Genomic DNA, 17,197 nt, shown 5'->3' on the forward strand with positions numbered 1-17,197 from the left:
CCCGGTACGACCCAGTACACCGCCGACCGGGTCGTTCCCGACCGCGACCCGGTGAAGCGCGACATCAACTACTAAAGAAACAAGAGAAATAACCCCACCCAACCCCACCCCCGGCAGCCACCTGACGCACCCCGGGGGGCGCTCGCGTGCGCCGTCACCCACATGGGTGAGGTTTGCCAACTCAGCTCGCTTTTGGCCCGGTTGCCCGGCATATGCTCACGCCAGACCACACCGAACAGACCACACCGGACATACGTCGGCCCCCGACCGGGACTGCAATCCCAACCGAGGGCCTGACCACCAAGGAAGAAAGCACCTTCCCGATGGATACCCAGCAGAATACTGCGCTCACCCGCGCCCTCGCAGAGATTCCCGGGCCCCTCCCGGCCCGAGGCGTGATCCACATCGAGATCCCGCACACCACCCGCTTCACCGTCGTCGGCAACCACCTCGCCCAGCACCCCGACCTCAGCTGCACCGCCGTCGGCATCGCCGTACGCATCCAGTCCCTGCCCCAGGGTGCGGCGGTCGGCATCAAAGCCCTCGCCGCCCGCTGCCGGGAAGGCGAGAAGCGCGTCGCGGCCGCCCTGCGCGAACTGGAGACGTTCGGCTACCTCCAACGCGTCCGCGACCGGCTGCCCAACGGCCGGATCATCACCCGCACGGTCTTCTGCAACCAGCCCAGCGCCCTGCCGCACCCCCGCAGCGCGGCACCAGCACCAGCACCTGCACCTGCACCGCCCCAAGCCCAGGTACCGACACAGGCACAAGCATCGGGCCCGACGTCCGAACAGCCCGAGCCGTCCGCACCGGAAACGCCCGCAGCCCTCCCCGAACCGCCCCCGCTCCCTCCGGCCCCACCCTTCGCACCCCTACCGCTCGTGCCGCCCCCGACCGCACCCAAGCCACCGCGCAAGCCCCTCCCCCGGCCCAGCGAACTCACCCCGGAACTCGACCGCGCAGCCACCACGTTCCTCAGCGACCTGCACTGCCACGCACCCCAGTTCACCCTCTCCGAGGACGACGTCCACCGACTGGTTCCCGGAGTCGCCGCCTGGCTCGAACGCGCGGCCCGCCCCGACGCCATCCGCCGAGCCCTCACCGACGACCTGCCCGCCCCCCTCAACCACCCCGCCAGTTTCCTCAAATACCGGCTCACCGAACTGCTCCCGCCACCACCCCCAGGCACCCACGACCGCGCCGCACTCGACGCACTCGCCCGCCCCCGCATCACCGTCACGCCCTTCCAGACCTGCGACGACTGCGACCGGGCCTTCCGCTCCCCCACCCCCGGCCACTGCCGCGACTGCCGCGAGGACCGCACCTTCCGCACCTACCGCGAGCAGCACGAGCACCGAACCGAGGGCGTTCGGACCGCAGCCTGATGGGCGTGCGGGGCGGGGTTCTGGGACTTGGCGCTGAATCCGATCCGTGCGTCGGGGCGTCGTGACCACAGAACCCGCAGCTGGACTCATGACACTCCCTGAACCGACCAGTTGGACGGAGGGCAGGGCAGGAGCTGTGTCGGTCAGAAGGGGCGAATCCAGCCCTGGACGTTCGCGCTGCCCGGTGTCTGGGCGACGGCCGGGGAGTCCTGGTCGATGCCGGTGGTGGCGAGGACCAGACCGGTCTGGGGGTTGGTGAACCGGAAGGTGCCGTTCTTCCGGGTGACGGTCCACTTCTGGTAGGCGTCCGCCGGATTGAAGGGTTTGGCGGTCACCGCGCCGCCCTCGGCGGTCGGGGCGGTGAGGGTCAGGGACTGGGCACAGTTGTCGGAGACCCGTACGGTGCCGTCCGCATGGGCGTCGACCTTCCAGTGTGACGAGTCGTACGCCGGGGCGTACTTGCTGATGCGGACGTTCGCCGGGGCCGTGGCGGCGCAGCCGCCGGCGCGCTCCAGGCCCCACCGGCCGCCGTTGCTGAGTCCGTGGGCCTTGCCGTCGCCGACAGGGCTGGGACCATAGTCGATGGCGCTCCTTGAGACGAGCAGGAGCGCCACGCCGGTGGTGGACAGGCCCGCGTTCGGGCGGGTGGTGTTGAAGTACTGCGAGAAGGTGGTCGGCTTCTGCGCGGCGACGGCGTCGAGGGTCGGTCCCCAGCCGTTCTCGACCTGGCGCCAGAGGCGCAGGAGCGATCCGGCGGCGTTTCCCTGGACCTGGTCACCGACTTGCCACCCAGGTCCGTACTGGATGGGGACGCGCTCGCCGTTGGGGTGGACGTAGTCGTAGTCGTTGAGCACATAGGCAGCGGTGGCGTCCGCGAAGCCCTCGGTCCAGGCGCAGGTCTCGGAGCTGACCGTGGGGATGTAGTGGGGGGTGCAGTTGTCCACGTTCGGCCACATGCCGTCGTAGAGGCGGTGCAGGAGGAAGTGGCCTGCCTCGTGGAGGATGGTGTGCTCGGAGTCGGCGGCCTCGCCGTCCAGGTAGACGGTGTTGGACCAATGGCTGTACCCGGCGGAGGTGTCTCCGTCCCCGACATAGATCTCCAGCCGGGTGCAGGCGTTGTTGTCGGGCTCACCGGCGGTCCAGCAGTCGCTCACTGTGTTCTCGCGCTTGCGCCACAGGTCGTAGACGGTGTCGAGGGCGTGCCAGCCCTGGCCTGCGATCCCCGTGGCCATGACGGTGGGAAGGGAGTGGGTGCCGCCGCCGACGTCGGTCAGGGTCTGCGATTCCTGGGTGAAGTAGGCGTTGTTGGCCGAGTCGATGACCCGCCACAGTCGGCGGCTCTCCGACCAGACCTTCACCCATACCTTGTTCATCGTGACGGTCGTGGTGGGGGTGTAGCAGAGGTTGTAGGTGCCGTCGTCCGAGGTGAGCTGGGAGACGCCGAGCCAGCGCGGGGTGTCGCCGCTCTTCTCAGCTCCCCATAGTTCGGCGTTGGCGGCGCGGAGGTACTTGGTGAAGGTGGGCTTGCTCGTTCCGGCCTCGGCGGACTGGTACGCGTAGGAGAACCTGCCCTGGAGGCAGACCGGTGTCGCTGCCCTCGCGGTCGTGGCGGTGAAGGGGACGAGCGCCAGGGCGACGAAGAAGGCTGCGGCGAGGATGATCACTGGGTGAGCCAGGCGCGAGCGGAGGGCCATGGAAGCCTTTCTGGTAGCGCGACGATTCCGGGGCGGATACCGGCGGCGGGGGTGCGGAGACAGCGAGCGTGCGTCTGCCGTACGCCGTCTGCCGTGCACCGTCTGCCGTGCGCCGTCTGCCGTCGGTTGCCCGGTCGACTCATGATCGTGGCCTGGTTCCCCGAGCGGCAGGGCGCGCAGAAGCGCGGTCAGGCGCATGGGAAACAGACTGGACTGGACGGCTGGCGACCGCCGTCCGCGACCGTCTCGTCCCGTGCGGGCTCAAGCGAACCCTTCTCGCTCCGGGCGGACGGGCCGGGTCCGCATCCAGTACGAGCGGGCAGCGACGGCCAGCGCGACCCCGTACACGGCGAACGCGCCCAAGCCGATCCAGGCGACCGGCAGGGCATCGCCCGGGGAGCCGAAGTCGCCTCGCGGCATCGTCACCACGCCGGCCGTGGCCAGGGCCACGTAACCGGACCCGAGCACCCCGTACGGAGCCAAAGTGGCGGCGCCGATCAAGGCCGGGGCCATGGGGAGCCAGCGCGGGACGCGCCGGCCGCTCAGCCACCACGTCCAGCGCGGGAAGACCTGGCCCCACGGGCGGACCAGCCCCCACAGCAGGAAGACGCCGAGCGCGGCCAGCAGCACGGTGCCGTCCAGGCCCCAGGACTCCAGGGTGAGCCAGAGCCCCGACGCACCGTTGCGCTGGGAGATCGCCAGCATTTCCTCGCCGGTTATCCCGGCGAAGGTGCCGCCGGAAGCCCAGATCTGCTTCATCGCCGCGTAGGGGAGAAAGGCAGCCGTTCCGGCGCAGGCGGCGAGTTGGACCGGCCGGGAGGCGGCGGAAGGGGGACGCACGACGGCTGCTCCGGACGGGCGGCGGACGGATCGGGCAGTGGCCGCGAGCAGCACGGCCCCGGCCGCCGCCAGCGCGTGGTTCGCAGCGGCCACCCCGCTGTCCACCCCCTGGCCGAACGCCAGGGTGACGATGTCCATCAGCAGCCCGAACGCGGCGATCCCGGCCAGCAGGCAGAGTGCCCACAGCGCCACCCGCGACGCCGGCCGCAGCCCCGACCGCCCCACCACGTAACAGGTCACCGCAGCAAGCGACCCCACCGCAACGGCCACCCAGCCCAGAGCGGAGGGCCCCGGCACCCCGCCCAGGTAGAGCAGCGGCGTCCCGGTCAGCGCGCATGCCAGGCCGAAGCCGGCGTACGCCACTGCCCAGAGCATGGCGGCCCGGCCCACCCAGTACGGCCACCGCCGCAACCATGCGCGCCCACGCGCCTTCGTCGTCTCTGTCGTCTCCGTCGCACCCATCACGCAATGACCCTCGCATCGCCCCTGGCGGCACGACATCAACAGCCAGGACGACCTGCCTCCCCCGGTCGGGCGAGTGACCCTCCAGAACCACAACCGCCACGGCCACTGCCACTGCCACGAGCGCTGCGATCAGGTAAGCAGCTCCGCCACCACCTCCCCGTCCTCCTCCACCCCCGTCGGGCGGAAGCCCAGCGAGCCGTACAGGTGTGCGGCGGCCTCGTTGGCCGGGGCGTACGAGAGACGTACGGCGGTGCGGTCCTCGCGGGCGGAGAGCCAGGCCGCCAGGATCCGTACGGCGGCGCGGCCGATGCCCGTGCCCTGGTGGGCGGCGTCGATCAGCATGCCGCCGATCCAGTACGAACCGTCCTCGTCCCGGGCCCACATGATGTGCCCGGCCACCTCGTCGCCCGCGCGGACGGCCAGCGAGGTCCAGGTGTCCTCACAGCTGCTCAGCAGCAGGTAGCGGGCGGCCAGGGCCGGGACCCAGTCGCGCTGGTCGTCGCGGGGAGCGCAGTCGGCGACCGCCCGCCAGTTGTCCGCGTCCACTGCGTGGAGGGTGACGGGGCGGCCGGTCCTGTCGGTGTGTCCGTAGTCGATCATCCGCGCAGGGTAGGCCCACCGGCGGTGCGCCACCACGGATTTACGGCTGCTCCATCGCCTGCCGGAAGCCCGTGTTCACCGCGAGGATCCCGCCGTCCACGCGCAGCGTCGTCCCGGTGATCCAGGCCGCGTCGGCGGAGGCGAGGAAGGCGACGGCGGACGCGATGTCCTCGGGGGTGCCGACGCGGCCGAGCGGGTAGAGGGCGGCGGCCCGGTCCAGTTCGGCGTCGCGGCCCGCCCAGGCGTCGGTGCGGATCGTGCCGGGGGCGACCAGGTTGACGCGTACACCTCGCGGTCCCGCGTGGCCCGCGAGCGTACGGGTCAGGCTGGTCAGGCCCGCCTTCGCGGCGCTGTACGCGTGGCCGCCGAAGGACTGTTCGCCGTTGACCGAGCCGATGGTGACGATCGCGCCCCGGCCCGAGGCGGCCAGGTGCGGCAGGGCGGCGCGGGCGCAGCGGAACGGGCCGGAGAGCGTGATGTCCAGGTCGCGTTCCCAGATCTCGTCCGTCTCGTCCTCGAAGAGCGGCTCGTCCTCGCCCGCCGCGTAGGCGTTGTTGACCAGGACGTCGATCCGGCCGAAGGCGGCCACCGCGTGGTCGACGGCCGCCTCGACCGCCGCCCGGTCGGCCACGTCGCAGGCCAGGGACTCGGCGGTGCCGCCTGCCTCGCGTATCGCCGCCGCGGTCTCGGACGCGCGCTTCGCGTCCAGGTCGGTGACGAGGACGGCGGCCCCTTCCGCCGCCAGGCGGCGGGCCGTTGCCGCGCCGATGCCCTGGCCGGCGGCGGTGATCAGGACGCTGTAACCATCGAAACGGGCTGGTGTCATAGCGTCGACCGTACTGCCCGGACCAGGGCCTGGGCACGGGGGTCGGCGGTGACTCCCTTCTGGAGTCCGTTGGTTACGTAGCCCAGCGCGATGCCCGATTCCGGGTCCGCGAAACCGAGCGAGCCGCCCCGGCCCGGGTGGCCGAACGAGCCGGGGCCCAGGAGCGGGGCGGCCGGGCCGTGCAGCATGTAGCCGAGGCCGAAACGGGTGTTGACGACCAGGACCCGGTCCGGGCCCGCGGACTCTTCCGTGCGGGCCAGGGTGAGCGTGGCGGGGGCGAACAGGCGGCGGTGGCCGTCGACGGGACCGATCATCGCGGCGTAGCAGCGGGCCAGGCCCCGGGCGGTCGCGATGCCGCCCGAGGCGGGGAGTTCGGCCGCGCGGTAGGCGGGGTCGTTCTCGTCGGGGAACGGGTCGATCGCGCCGAACGCCCTGCGGGTGAGGGAGTCCGGGTCGCGGTAGGCCTCGACGACGGAGCGTTTGGGGCGTACGCGCAGGGCACCGGAGGCCGCGGTGGGGGCCGGAGGCTCCACGGGGCCGATGCGGCCGACGCGGTGGGCCTCGTCGGCGGGAAGCCCGAACCAGAAGTCGAGTCCGAGCGGGCGGGCGATCTCCTCGGCGACCCAGCGGCCGATGGTACGGCCGGTGGCGCGCCGGACCAGTTCGCCGATCAGCCAGCTGTAGGTCTGGGCGTGGTAGCCGTGGTCGGTGCCGGGCTCCCACTGCGGGCGCTGGGCGGCGACGGCGGCGGGCCCGGAGACCCCGTCGGCGGCCTCGGCGGGGGTGAGGGCGGTGTCCAGGGCGGGGACCCCGGCCCGGTGGGCGAGGAGGTCGCGGACGAGGACGCGTTCCTTGCCGTTCTGCTTGAACTCCGGCCAGTAGGTGGAGACCGGGGCGTCCAGGTCGACCTGCCCGCGCTGGTGGAGGAGGAGCGGGACGGCGGCGGCGATGCCTTTGCCCGCCGAGCGGACGATCTGGACGGTGTCGACGGCCCACGGTTCGGTGCCGTCGACGTCTCTCGTACCGGCCCACAGGTCGACGACCTTGCGCCCGTGGCGGTAGACGGCGACGGCCGCGCCACGCTCCCCGCGCTGCTCGAAGTTACGGACGAACGCGTCCGCTACCGGCTCGAATCCGGGTGCCACCGTGCCCCGTACATCCACGGTCGCGGCCACGGCTTCGGCCGCCTCCGCGACTGTTCCCGCTCCCGCTCCCGCTCCCGTGCCTGTTCCCGCTCCCGCGCCCGGTTCCGCGCCCGCGCTCGTTCCCGCGTCCGCGCCCGCCGTGCTCACTCCCGCGCTCCCGCTCATCCCCCCATGGTGCACGTCCCGGTGGGGTGTTCGGGTGGCGGGTCGCCGTGACCACCGCACTGTCACGATCTGTTTACGCCGACGGAACGGTGACCGAGCGCGGATCGAAGCCGAACGGCAGCTCCAGCCGGTGCGAGCGCATCAGCTTCTCGTCGCGGAGGAGGTCCTGCGTACGGTCGTCGGCGGCGATGACGCCCTCGCTGAGGATGACGGCACGCGGGCAGAGCTCCAGGGCGTACGGCAGGTCGTGGGTGACCATCAGCACGGTGACGTCCAAGGAGCGCAGGATGTCGGCCAGTTCGCGGCGGGAGGCCGGGTCCAGGTTGGACGAGGGTTCGTCCAGGACGAGGATCTCCGGCCGCATCGCGAGGACGGTGGCCACGGCGACGCGGCGGCGCTGCCCGAAGGAGAGGTGGTGCGGCGGCCGGGCGGCGTACTCCTCCATGCCGACCTGCTTCAGCGCGTACAGCACCCGCTCCTCCAGCTCCGGGCCGCGCAGCCCGGCGGAGGCGGGCCCGAAGGCGACGTCCTCGCGGACCGTGGGCATGAAGAGCTGGTCGTCGGGGTCCTGGAAGACGATGCCGACACGTCGGCGGATCTCGGCGAGGTTCCGCTTCGCGACCGGGAGTCCGGCGACGCGCACCGTGCCCGAACCGGCGTCCAGGATGCCGTTGAGGTGCAGGACGAGGGTGGTCTTGCCCGCGCCGTTGGGGCCGAGGAGCGCGACGCGCTCGCCGTGTCCGACCGTCAGGTTCACCCCGAAGAGGGCCTGGTGGCCGTCGGGGTAGGCGTAGGCCAGGCCGCTGACTTCGAGCGACGGGGCGGGTGCCGGAGCGTACGACGGGGCATCGTCCATGGAGGGGGTCACAGGGTCCATCCCAGCAGACAGACGGCGAGGGCGAGTACGGGGAGGGCCGCCGCGTACGCCCACTGGGTGCGGGTGGCGGTCGCCTCGTCGATCACGGGCATCGTCCCGGTGTAGCCGCGGCTGACCATGGCGAGGTGGACGCGTTCGCCACGTTCGTACGAGCGGATGAACAGGGCGCCCGCCGAGGCGGCGAGCACCCGCCACTGCCGTACGCCGCGCGCCTCGAATCCCCGCGAGCGGCGGGCGATCGACATGCGCCGCATCTCGTCGGTGACGACGTCCCCGTACCGGATCATGAACGAGGCGATCTGGACGAGCAGCGGCGGCAGTCCGAGGCGCTGGAGGCCGAGCAGGACGGCGCGCAGTTCGGTGGTGGAGGCCAGGAGCGCCGAGGCGGCGACGCCGAGGGTGGCCTTGGCCAGCACGTTCCATGCGCCCCAGAGGCCGGGGACGCTCACGGAGACGCCGAGGACGGTCGTCTGCTCGCCCGGCACCACGAACGGCATGAGCAGGGCGAACGCGACGAACGGCACCTCGACGACGAGCCGCTTCAGCAGGAAGCCGGCGGGGACGCGGGCCACGGCGGCGACGGCGGCCAGCAGCGCCGCGTACAGCCCGAAGGCCCACATCGCCTCGCGGGGGGTGGAGACCACCACGAGGACGAAGCAGAAGACGGCGGCGAGCTTGCAGTGCGGGGGCAGTCCGTGGACCGGCGAGTGTCCGTGCCGGTAGAGCGTGTGGGCGTGGCCCGCGCCCATCTCAGACGCGTCCGTGATCGCGGTCGCGGTCGCGGTCGCGGTCGCGGGAGGCGCTGCCGCGCGCGTCCTCGCGGCGGCGGACCACCCAGAACACCCCGGTGCCGACGACGACGGTGGCGCTGACGCCGATCACCCCGGCGAGGCCGCCGGAGAGCCGGGCGTCGGAGATGTCGCCGACGCCGTAGTCGGCGAGCGGGGAACCGGCCGCGCCGTGCTCCTCGGCCTTCTCGTCGATGCCCTGGTCGGCGGCGACCCGCTCCAGGCCGTCCGGGTTGGCGGAGGCGTAGAAGGAGACGACACCGGCGAGCAGGAACGCGGAGACCAGGCCGGTGACCCAGAACCCGCGGGTGGAGCGGGCCGCGACCGGCTCGGGTTCGCGGGTGGCGGCCGGCGCGTCGACCAGTTCGCCGTCGACCCGGAGCTTGAGGGGGGCGGCGAGTCCGCTGACGCCGTGGACGAGGTCGGGGCGGACGGCGAGGACCGCGCCCACGGTCAGCGCGGTGATGACCGCCTCGCCGATGCCGATCAGGACGTGCACGCCGACCATGGCCGTGAAGACCTTGCCGATCGGGACGTCGGTGGTGCCGCCGATCCAGTAGAGCAGGGTGAAGGCGGCGGCCGCGGCCGGTACGGAGACCAGGGCGGCGACGAAGGCGGAGACGGTGGCCGACCGGCGGGTGCCCGGAAGCACCCCGGTCAGCAGCCGGAACAGTCCGTACGCGACGACGACGGTGACCACGCCCATGACGGTGATGTTGACGCCGAGGGCGGTGAGGCCGCCGTCGGCGAAGAAGACGCCCTGCATCAGCAGGACCACCGCGACGCAGAGCACCCCCGTGTAGGGCCCGACGAGGATCGCGGCCAGCGCCCCGCCCATGAGGTGCCCGCTGGTGCCGGCCGCGACGGGGAAGTTCAGCATCTGCACGGCGAAGATGAAGGCGGCGACGAGCCCGGCGAGCGGGGCGGTGCGCTCGTCCAGCTCGCGGCGGGCGCCGCGCAGGCTGACGGCGACGGCGCCGGCGGCGACCACCCCGGCGGCCACGGAGACAGGTGCATCGATGAAACCATCGGGTACATGCATGGGAGGCTCCGCTTTCTGCGGGTCCGCACGGTCTCCGCGCCCGTGCGGACGCGGTCCTGCGGGCGGGGTCATGAACCCATCAATAATAGTGCGCTCCTGCAACTCATGCGCAAGAGCAGCAGCCCTGCCCCGGGTCGCGCGAGACCCGGGGTCCGCCGCGCCACTTCCGTAAAATGTGGGACATTAGATGGCAAAGCTGAGCATATAGAAAGTACGCATGGAGGAGGAGCCGGCCTATGTCCCCTGTCGTCGAAGTACACGCTCGCGCCCGGCTCATCACCGATGGCCCTCTGACCCGTCCGGTCCCCGTCGACCTGCGCTACGACCCGGCCGACGAGCGGCGCACCGTCCATATCGGGCTGCCCGACGGCACCGACTGGGCGTTCGGCCGCGACCTCCTGGAACGCGGTCTGCGCACCCCGATCGAGCGCGGCGCCGTCCGCGTCTGGCCGTGCGGCCGTACGCAGCTGATCGTGGAGCTGCACTCGACGGACGGGGTCGAGGTGTTCCAGTTCGAGATCCGGACGCTGACCCGCTTCCTCGCCCGGACCCGCGCACAGGCCCCGGCCACGCCGCCGGACGCCGACCGGGAGCCGCAGCCGCCGTCCCGCACGACCACCACGACCACCACCCGCCCGGAGCGGGGCGCCCAGCCGGCCCGCGGCTGAGAGAACCAGGAAATCCCCCGTGCTGCTCGCACGGGGGATTTCGCTGTGCCCCGGTCCCCGTCCCCACAGGTAACCGGCGCTTCCGGGGCCGCGCTCCGCTCAGACGCGGACCCGGAGCCGGGAGGACACCGTCAGGAAGGACGGGTCAGGCGCGGACGAGCTCGCGCTCACCCTCGCCGCCGCCGTCCCCGGGCCCCTGCTCGGAGCCGGGCTCGTCGGTCAGCTGCTTCTGCAGCTTCTCGCCCTCCACGTCCACGTTGGGCAGCGCCCGGTCCAGCCAGCGCGGCAGCCACCAGGCCTTCTTGCCGAGCAGGGCCAGGACGGCGGGCACGATCGCCATGCGCACCACGAAGGCGTCGAAGAAGACGGCGATGGCGAGCGAGAAGCCGATCATCTTGATCATCTGCTCGCTGGAGCCGATGAAGCCGGCGAAGACCGCCATCATGATCACGGCCGCCGCCGTGACCACGCGCGCCCCGTGCTTGAAGCCCGTGACGACGGCCTGGCCCGGACTCTCGCCGTGGACGTACGCCTCGCGCATCCGGGTGACGAGGAAGACCTCGTAGTCCATCGCGAGACCGAAGACCACGCCGACCATGAAGATCGGCATCATGCTCATGATCGGACCGGTCTGCTCGACGCCGAAGAGCGAGCCGAGCCAGCCCCACTGGAAGACCGCGACGACCGCGCCGAGGGCCGCGACCACCGAGAGCAGGAAGCCCAGGGCCGCCTTCAGCGGGACGAGGACCGAGCGGAAGACCAGCATCAGCAGCAGGAACGCGAGGCCGACGACGAGCGCCAGGTAGGGCAGCAGCGCGTCGTTCATCTTCTGCGAGAAGTCGATGTTCATCGCGGTGGCGCCGGTGACCAGGACCTCTGCCCCGGTGTCGGACGTGATGTCCGCACCCGCGTCGCGGATGGAGTGGACGACGTTCTCGGTGGCGGCCGAGGAGGGCCGGTCCTTCGGGATGACCACGATCGTCGCGGTGTCGCCGGCCTTGTTGAACTCGGCCGGGACGACGGCGGCGACGCCGATGGACTCGATCTCCTCGGAGACCCGCGCTGCGGCGGCCTTGCCGTCGGAGCTGTTCTTCGTGTCGACGACGACCATCAGCGGGCCGTTGAACCCGGGGCCGAAGCCGTCCGAGAGCATGTCGTACGCCTGACGCTGCGTGGTCGACTTCGGCTGGGCGCCGTCGTCGGGCAGGCCCATCTCCAGCGAGGCGGCCGGTACGGCGATGACGCCGAGGCCGAGGACGCCGACGAGCATGACCCAGACCGGCTTGCGCAGCACGAACCGCGCCCAGCGGGTGCCCATGTTCGGCTTGGCCTCAAGGCTCTTCTCCGCCTCGGCGGCCTTGCGCGCCTTTCGGCCCACGACCCGCTTGCCCGCGAAGCCCAGCAGGGCCGGGACGAGGGTCAGGGCGATGACGACGGCTATCGCGACCGTACCGGCGGCGGCGAAGCCCATCTTCGTCAGCATCGGGATGTTGACGACGGCGAGGCCGACCAGGGCGATGACCACGGTCAGGCCCGCGAAGACGACCGCGGATCCGGCCGTGCCGACGGCCCGTCCCGCGGCCTCCTCGTGTTCCCGGCCCTCGGCCAGCTCGGCGCGGTAGCGGGAGACGATGAACAGGGCGTAGTCGATGCCGACCGCGAGGCCGATCATCATGGCGAGGGTCGAGGTCGTCGAGCCGAGATCCAGGACGCCGGCCAGCGCGGTGATCGACGAGACCCCGATGCCGACCCCGATGAGGGCGGTCACCAGCGGCAGCCCGGCGGCGATCAGCGAGCCGAAGGTGATGACCAGGACGACGGCGGCGATGGCGACACCGATGATCTCGGCGGCCCCGGTGTGCGGGATGACCTGGAGGGCGTCACCGCCGATCTCCACCTTCATGCCGCTGTCCTGCGCGTCCTTGCCCACGTCCTTCAGGGCGTCGGTGGTCTTGTCGGTCAGCTCCATGGAGCTGACCTTGTAGTTGACCGATATGTACGCCGTCGAACCGTTCTGGCTCACGGCCTGCTGCTCGAACGGGTCGGCGACCGTGGCGACCTGGTCCGAGCCGGACCGCAGCTCCTTGACGATGCCGCTGATCTCGCTCTTGTTGGCGGAGTCGGTCACCTTCTCGCCCTCGGGCGCCTTGAAGACGACCCGTGCGGTGGCGCCGTCGGCGCTGGAGCCGGGGTTGCGCTGTTCCAGCAGGTCGAAGGCGCGCTGCGCCTCCGTACCGGGGATCGAGAAGGAACTGGAGGTGGCGGTGGGCGCGGTGGCCGCACCGATTCCGGCGACCGCCAGCAACGCCACCCAGATCAGGGCGACGAAGCGGCGGCGGCGGAAGGTCAGCCGTCCGAGCTTGTAGAGGAAAGTGGCCACGGGGGCGTACTCCCGGTCAGGTCGTATGAGTGGAAACTGGGCGTGAGGAACCAGCCCGACGACGAGAGCGGCGCGTCAGGTGGAGCGTCGGGGAGAGGGCCGTACGGGGGTGGGGACGGGGACGTCAAACACCGAGAGCGGGGAGAACCACGGAGTCCACGTAATCGATGAGGAAGGCCTGGTCGACAGGACGGTCCTCGATCAGCTGCCGGGCGGCGATGGCGCCGACCAGCATGTGCGGGATGTACTTCAGCGCCGGATTGTCCGGACGCAGCTCACCCCGGTCCACCGCCCGTTGCAGCAGCTGGGCGAGACCGGTCATCTCCGGTTCGATCAGCAGCTCGCGCAGGGCCTGGAGCAGCTCGGGGTACTCATGGACGGCATGGCTCAGACCCCGCATCAGCGCGGCGTCCTTCTCCATCTGGCAGTCGTCGGTCCGGCTCAGCGCGGCGTGGAAGTCGCCGCGCAGCGAACCGGTGTCGATGTCCGAGAGGCTCCCCGGCTTGTTGTGCCGCAGCGCCTTCGCGACCAGCTCGGGCTTCGAGCCCCACTGGCGGTAGAGGGTGGCCTTGCTCGACCGGGTGCGGGCAGCGACGGCGTCCATGGTCAGAGCGTCGTAACCGACCTCGCGGAGCAGGTCGAGGACGGCCTCGTACAGCTCGCCCTCACGCTCGGGGGTCAGCCTGGTGCGTGCCATTGCCGGCCTCCTTCGCTTCCGCTTCCGCTTCCACTGACGCTGCCACTTTCCGATCCGGTATCCCGGTCGGTCCAGCTCAGTCCCGCTCGGCATCGAACGAAACTGTTTCGTACACCTGAACCGTACCCCCACCTTCCAGCGAAACGAAATCGTTTCGCTTGTGTCCTGCACCACAAGTTGCCCCGGGCCCCGCGCACCGAAAACATTGGGGGGTGAGTGACGACGTCGCGTATCTCCGTTTCCCGCACCTTCACCAGGACTTGCTGTGCTTCGCGGCCGAGGACGACCTCTGGGTCGCACCCCTCGCCCCCACGGGGCACCGCCCCGGACGGGCCTGGCGGGTGACCGTCGACCGGACCCGGGTCAGCCATCCGCGCTTCTCCCCCGACGGCACCTCCATCGCCTACACGACCTGGCGCACCCTGGACCCCGAGATCCACCTCGCCCCGGTGGCCGGCGGCCCGGCCCGCCGGCTCACCCACTGGGGCTCGACGGACGCCCGGGTCTGCGGCTGGAGCCCCGATCCGGGCGAGGCGTCCCAGATCCTCGCCGTGTCCTCGCACAACCAGCCGTTCTCGTACTTCTCCTGGGCCTACAGCGTCCCCACCGACGGGGGCCCCGGCGGCAAGCTCCCCTGGGGCCCGGTCTCCGACATCGCGGTCGCCGACATCGACGGCGAGCGCCGCACCCTGCTGCTCACCGGCACGCCCCCGCACGAACCGGCCGCCTGGAAGCGCTACCGGGGCGGGGCCATGGGCCGCCTGTGGCTGCACGGCGAACGCCTGCTCCCGGACATCGACGGCCACCTCGCCAACCCGATGTTCGTCGGCCGCCGCATCGCGTTCCTCTCCGACCACGAGGGCGTCGGCAACCTCTACTCCTGCCGGATGGACGGCACCGGCCTGCGCCGGCACACCGACCACGACGCCTTCTACGCCCGTAACGCCTCCAGCGACGGCCGCCGGGTGATCTACCAGTGCGCCGGCGACCTCTGGCTGGTCGAGGACCTGGATTCGCCCGACGCCACCCCGCGCAAGCTGGAGGTACGCCTCGGCGGCCCGCGCACCGGCCGGCGCGTCCACCAGGTGCCCGCCGCCAGCAACGTCGACTCGCTCTCCGTCGACGAGACGGGCCGGGCCAGCGCCGTCACCGTACGCGGCAGCCTCTACTGGCTCACCCACCGCGACGGCCCCGCCCGCACCATCGCCGACACCCCCGGCGTCCGGGTGCGGCTGCCGGAGATGCTCGGCAGCGGCGGGCAGGTCGCGTACGTCACCGACGCGGACGGCCCGGACGCGGTCGAGATCGCCTATCTGCCGCGCGCCAGCGGCGACCGGCCCCCGCGCAGACTGGCCTCCGGGCAGCTGGGCCGGGTGCAGGAGATGATCTCCGACCCGGAGGGCGAGCGCCTGGCCATCGCGTCGAACGACGGCCGCCTGCTGCTCCTGGACACGGCGGAGCCGGAGGAAGAGGAGTCCGGGAGCCGGGCCCCCAGCGGCTCGACCCGCGCCGACCTCCACGCGGCCACGGGCGCGGCGGCCCCGGACAGCGCGGCACCGGTCGACGAGCACCCCGGGCTCACCGAGCTGATCCGCTCGGTCAACGGCCCGGTCCGCGACCTGGCCTTCTCCCCCGACGGCGACTGGCTGACCTGGTCGCACCCGGGTGTCGGCCGCTCGCTGCGGCAGATCAAGCTGGCCCGGATCAACGGTCCCGGCGCCCCGGTGATCGTGGACGTCACCAACGGCCGCTTCGAGGACGAGAACCCGGTCTTCACGGAGGACGGCCGCTATCTGGCGTTCCTGTCCTGGCGGGGCTTCGACCCGGTGTACGACGTCCACACCGGCGACCTGTCCTTCCCGCTCGGCTGCCGCCCCTACCTGGTCCCGCTCTCCTCGGCGACGCCCTCCCCCTTCGCGCTCTCCCCGGACGGGCGTCCGGCGGCGGGCGGCCTGGACCCGGTGGACGTACCGGACGGGGGTATGCCGGAGGGGTCGACGGTGATGGTGGAGTTCGAGGGCCTGGAGAGCCGGGTGACACCGTTCCCTGTCTCCGCCTCCAAGTACTCGGCACTGGCTCCGGTGAGCGGCGGCGGCCTGGTCTGGCTGCGCTGGCCGATCTCGGGGGCGCTGGGCGAGACGTTCGCGAACCCGGCCGACATGTCGGGGCGGCCGACCCTGGAGCACTTCACCATCGCGAAGGCGCGGAAGACCGAACTGGTGGACCACCTCGACTGGTTCGCGGTCAGCGGCGACGCGTCCCGCCTCGTCGTGATGGACGACGGCGACCTGCGCGCCGTGCCGGCGACCGAGCCGGGCGACACCGACTCCACGGTCCACCTGGACCTGCGCCGCATCCTGCACGAGGTCGACCCGGGGGCGGAGTGGCGGCAGGCGTACGGGGAGGCGGGGCGGATCATCCGCTCCTACTTCTGGGAGCCGGACATGTGCGGCATCGACTGGGACGGGGTGCTGGACCAGTACCGCCCGCTGGTCGAACGGGTCGCGTCCCCCGACGAGTTCGCGGACCTGCTGCGCGAGGTGCTGGGCGAGCTGGGCACTTCGCACGCGTACGTCTCCCCCGCCCGCCGCAACGAGGGCCCGCCGCACTACCAGCGCGCGATCGGCCTCCTCGGCGCCAACCTGGTGTGCCGGGACGGGGCCTGGACCATCCAGCGCATCCTGCCCGGCGACTCCTCGGACTCCAAGGCGCGTTCACCGCTGGCGGGCACGGGGATCAGGGAGGGCGCGGTCCTCACCCACGTCGACGGCCGCCCGGTGGACCCGGTGGCGGGCCCGTACCCGCTGCTGACGGCGGCCGGCGGCACGACGGTGGAGCTGACGTTCTCCCCGGCGGGCGGGGGCACCTCCCGCCGGGTGGCGATCATGCCGCTGGTGGACGAGCGCCCACTGCGCTACCAGGACTGGGTGGCCAAACGCCGTGACGTCGTACGGGCGTTGAGCGGCGGCAAGTGCGGCTACCTGCACATCCCGGACATGGGCGGCTCGGGCTGGGCCCAGTTCAACCGGGACCTGCGCCTGGAGGTGTCCCGCCCCGCCCTGATCGTGGACGTACGGGGCAACGCGGGCGGCCACATCAGCGAGCTGGTCGTGGAGAACCTCACCCGCAAGATCCTCGGCTGGGACCTGACCCGCAACGCCCAGGCGGTGAGCTACGCCTCCAACGCCCCGCGCGGCCCGGTCGTCGCCCTGGCCGACGAGGCGACCTCCTCCGACGGCGACATGATCACCGCCGCGTTCCGGCTGCTGAAGCTGGGCCCGGTGGTGGGCCAGCGCACCTGGGGCGGGGTGGTCGGCATGACCGGCCGCCACCGGCTGGGCGACGGCACGGTGATCACGGTCCCGATGAACGCGGCCTGGTTCGACACGTACGGCTGGTCGGTGGAGAACCACGGCGTGGAACCGGACGTGGAGGCCCTGCGTACCCCGCTGGACTGGGCGGAGGGCCGCTACGCCGTCCTCGACGACGCGGTCCGCCTGGCCCTGGAGCTCCTGGCCGCCCACCCGGCGGCGACGCCACCGTCGTACGACACGGCCCCGAATCTGCGGCGGCCGCCGCTGCCGCCGAGGTGACCCGGGGCTCGGGGCCGGGCTTCGGGCTTCGG

13 protein-coding genes are annotated in these 17,197 nt (G+C 72.0%); 3 read left to right on the forward strand and 10 right to left on the reverse strand.

The window, feature by feature from the left end:
- The first annotated feature begins 323 nt into the window (after nt 1-323).
- A complete protein-coding gene (locus ACGF2Y_RS16200; protein WP_392947182.1) occupies nt 324-1,385 on the forward strand; it encodes a hypothetical protein in 1,062 nt (353 codons plus the stop codon).
- 143 nt (nt 1,386-1,528) lie between these two features.
- On the opposite strand, the gene ACGF2Y_RS16205 is transcribed toward ACGF2Y_RS16200, so the two are convergent.
- The 8 genes from ACGF2Y_RS16205 to ACGF2Y_RS16240 all read right to left on the reverse strand — a co-directional run bounded on the left by ACGF2Y_RS16205 (nt 1,529) and on the right by ACGF2Y_RS16240 (nt 9,827).
- On the reverse strand, nt 1,529-3,079 hold the full coding sequence (locus ACGF2Y_RS16205) for a hypothetical protein (protein ID WP_392947183.1): 1,551 nt from the start codon (nt 3,077-3,079) through the stop codon (nt 1,529-1,531).
- Between the two features lie 261 nt (nt 3,080-3,340).
- On the reverse strand, nt 3,341-4,294 hold the full coding sequence (locus ACGF2Y_RS16210; RefSeq protein WP_392947185.1) for a hypothetical protein: 954 nt from the start codon (nt 4,292-4,294) through the stop codon (nt 3,341-3,343).
- 219 nt (nt 4,295-4,513) lie between these two features.
- Nucleotides 4,514-4,984, reverse strand: coding sequence for a GNAT family N-acetyltransferase (locus tag ACGF2Y_RS16215; RefSeq protein ID WP_392947188.1), 471 nt, complete (start codon nt 4,982-4,984; stop codon nt 4,514-4,516).
- A 40-nt stretch (nt 4,985-5,024) separates the two neighbouring features.
- Complete coding sequence (locus tag ACGF2Y_RS16220; protein ID WP_392947191.1) at nt 5,025-5,810, reverse strand: SDR family NAD(P)-dependent oxidoreductase; 786 nt, start codon at nt 5,808-5,810, stop codon at nt 5,025-5,027.
- Nucleotides 5,807-6,973, reverse strand: a complete 1,167-nt coding sequence (locus ACGF2Y_RS16225; protein ID WP_392947309.1) for a serine hydrolase domain-containing protein — start codon at nt 6,971-6,973, stop codon at nt 5,807-5,809. The genes ACGF2Y_RS16220 and ACGF2Y_RS16225 overlap by 4 nt, the downstream gene beginning before the upstream one ends.
- 220 nt (nt 6,974-7,193) lie before the next feature.
- Nucleotides 7,194-7,997, reverse strand: coding sequence for an energy-coupling factor ABC transporter ATP-binding protein (locus tag ACGF2Y_RS16230; protein WP_392947193.1), 804 nt, complete (start codon nt 7,995-7,997; stop codon nt 7,194-7,196).
- Complete coding sequence (cbiQ, locus tag ACGF2Y_RS16235; RefSeq protein ID WP_392947196.1) at nt 7,985-8,746, reverse strand: cobalt ECF transporter T component CbiQ; 762 nt, start codon at nt 8,744-8,746, stop codon at nt 7,985-7,987. The genes ACGF2Y_RS16230 and cbiQ overlap by 13 nt, the downstream gene beginning before the upstream one ends.
- Before the next feature lies 1 nt (nt 8,747).
- Nucleotides 8,748-9,827, reverse strand: coding sequence for an energy-coupling factor ABC transporter permease (locus ACGF2Y_RS16240; protein WP_392947199.1), 1,080 nt, complete (start codon nt 9,825-9,827; stop codon nt 8,748-8,750).
- Nucleotides 9,828-10,063: 236 nt separating this feature from the next.
- Here ACGF2Y_RS16240 and ACGF2Y_RS16245 point away from each other — a divergent pair, with 236 nt between their 5' ends.
- On the forward strand, nt 10,064-10,495 hold the full coding sequence (locus ACGF2Y_RS16245) for an SsgA family sporulation/cell division regulator (RefSeq protein WP_392947202.1): 432 nt from the start codon (nt 10,064-10,066) through the stop codon (nt 10,493-10,495).
- 145 nt (nt 10,496-10,640) lie between these two features.
- Here ACGF2Y_RS16245 and ACGF2Y_RS16250 read toward each other — a convergent pair whose 3' ends face one another.
- On the reverse strand, nt 10,641-12,875 hold the full coding sequence (locus ACGF2Y_RS16250) for an MMPL family transporter (RefSeq protein ID WP_392947203.1): 2,235 nt from the start codon (nt 12,873-12,875) through the stop codon (nt 10,641-10,643).
- 124 nt (nt 12,876-12,999) lie between these two features.
- Nucleotides 13,000-13,572, reverse strand: coding sequence for a TetR/AcrR family transcriptional regulator (locus ACGF2Y_RS16255; RefSeq protein ID WP_392947206.1), 573 nt, complete (start codon nt 13,570-13,572; stop codon nt 13,000-13,002).
- Nucleotides 13,573-13,784: 212 nt separating this feature from the next.
- Here ACGF2Y_RS16255 and ACGF2Y_RS16260 point away from each other — a divergent pair, with 212 nt between their 5' ends.
- Nucleotides 13,785-17,165 (forward strand): S41 family peptidase, encoded by a 3,381-nt coding sequence (locus ACGF2Y_RS16260; protein ID WP_392947209.1) that lies wholly within the window; start codon nt 13,785-13,787, stop codon nt 17,163-17,165.
- Nucleotides 17,166-17,197: the final 32 nt, after the last annotated feature.

The organism is Streptomyces sp. NPDC048142 (assembly GCF_043202835.1).
Lineage (GTDB): Bacteria > Actinomycetota > Actinomycetes > Streptomycetales > Streptomycetaceae > Streptomyces.

Bases quoted from the DNA above. Each gene is read 5' to 3' on its own strand.
- ACGF2Y_RS16220 (WP_392947191.1), bottom strand. From the start codon at position 5,810: ATGACACCAGCCCGTTTCGATGGTTACAGCGTCCTGATCACCGCCGCC.
- ACGF2Y_RS16200 (WP_392947182.1), top strand. From the start codon at position 324: ATGGATACCCAGCAGAATACTGCGCTCACCCGCGCCCTCGCAGAGATT.
- ACGF2Y_RS16230 (WP_392947193.1), bottom strand. From the start codon at position 7,997: ATGGACCCTGTGACCCCCTCCATGGACGATGCCCCGTCGTACGCTCCG.
- ACGF2Y_RS16245 (WP_392947202.1), top strand. From the start codon at position 10,064: ATGTCCCCTGTCGTCGAAGTACACGCTCGCGCCCGGCTCATCACCGAT.
- ACGF2Y_RS16255 (WP_392947206.1), bottom strand. From the start codon at position 13,572: ATGGCACGCACCAGGCTGACCCCCGAGCGTGAGGGCGAGCTGTACGAG.
- ACGF2Y_RS16210 (WP_392947185.1), bottom strand. From the start codon at position 4,294: ATGCTCTGGGCAGTGGCGTACGCCGGCTTCGGCCTGGCATGCGCGCTG.
- ACGF2Y_RS16215 (WP_392947188.1), bottom strand. From the start codon at position 4,984: ATGATCGACTACGGACACACCGACAGGACCGGCCGCCCCGTCACCCTC.
- ACGF2Y_RS16205 (WP_392947183.1), bottom strand. From the start codon at position 3,079: ATGGCCCTCCGCTCGCGCCTGGCTCACCCAGTGATCATCCTCGCCGCA.
- cbiQ (WP_392947196.1), bottom strand. From the start codon at position 8,746: ATGGGCGCGGGCCACGCCCACACGCTCTACCGGCACGGACACTCGCCG.
- ACGF2Y_RS16240 (WP_392947199.1), bottom strand. From the start codon at position 9,827: ATGCATGTACCCGATGGTTTCATCGATGCACCTGTCTCCGTGGCCGCC.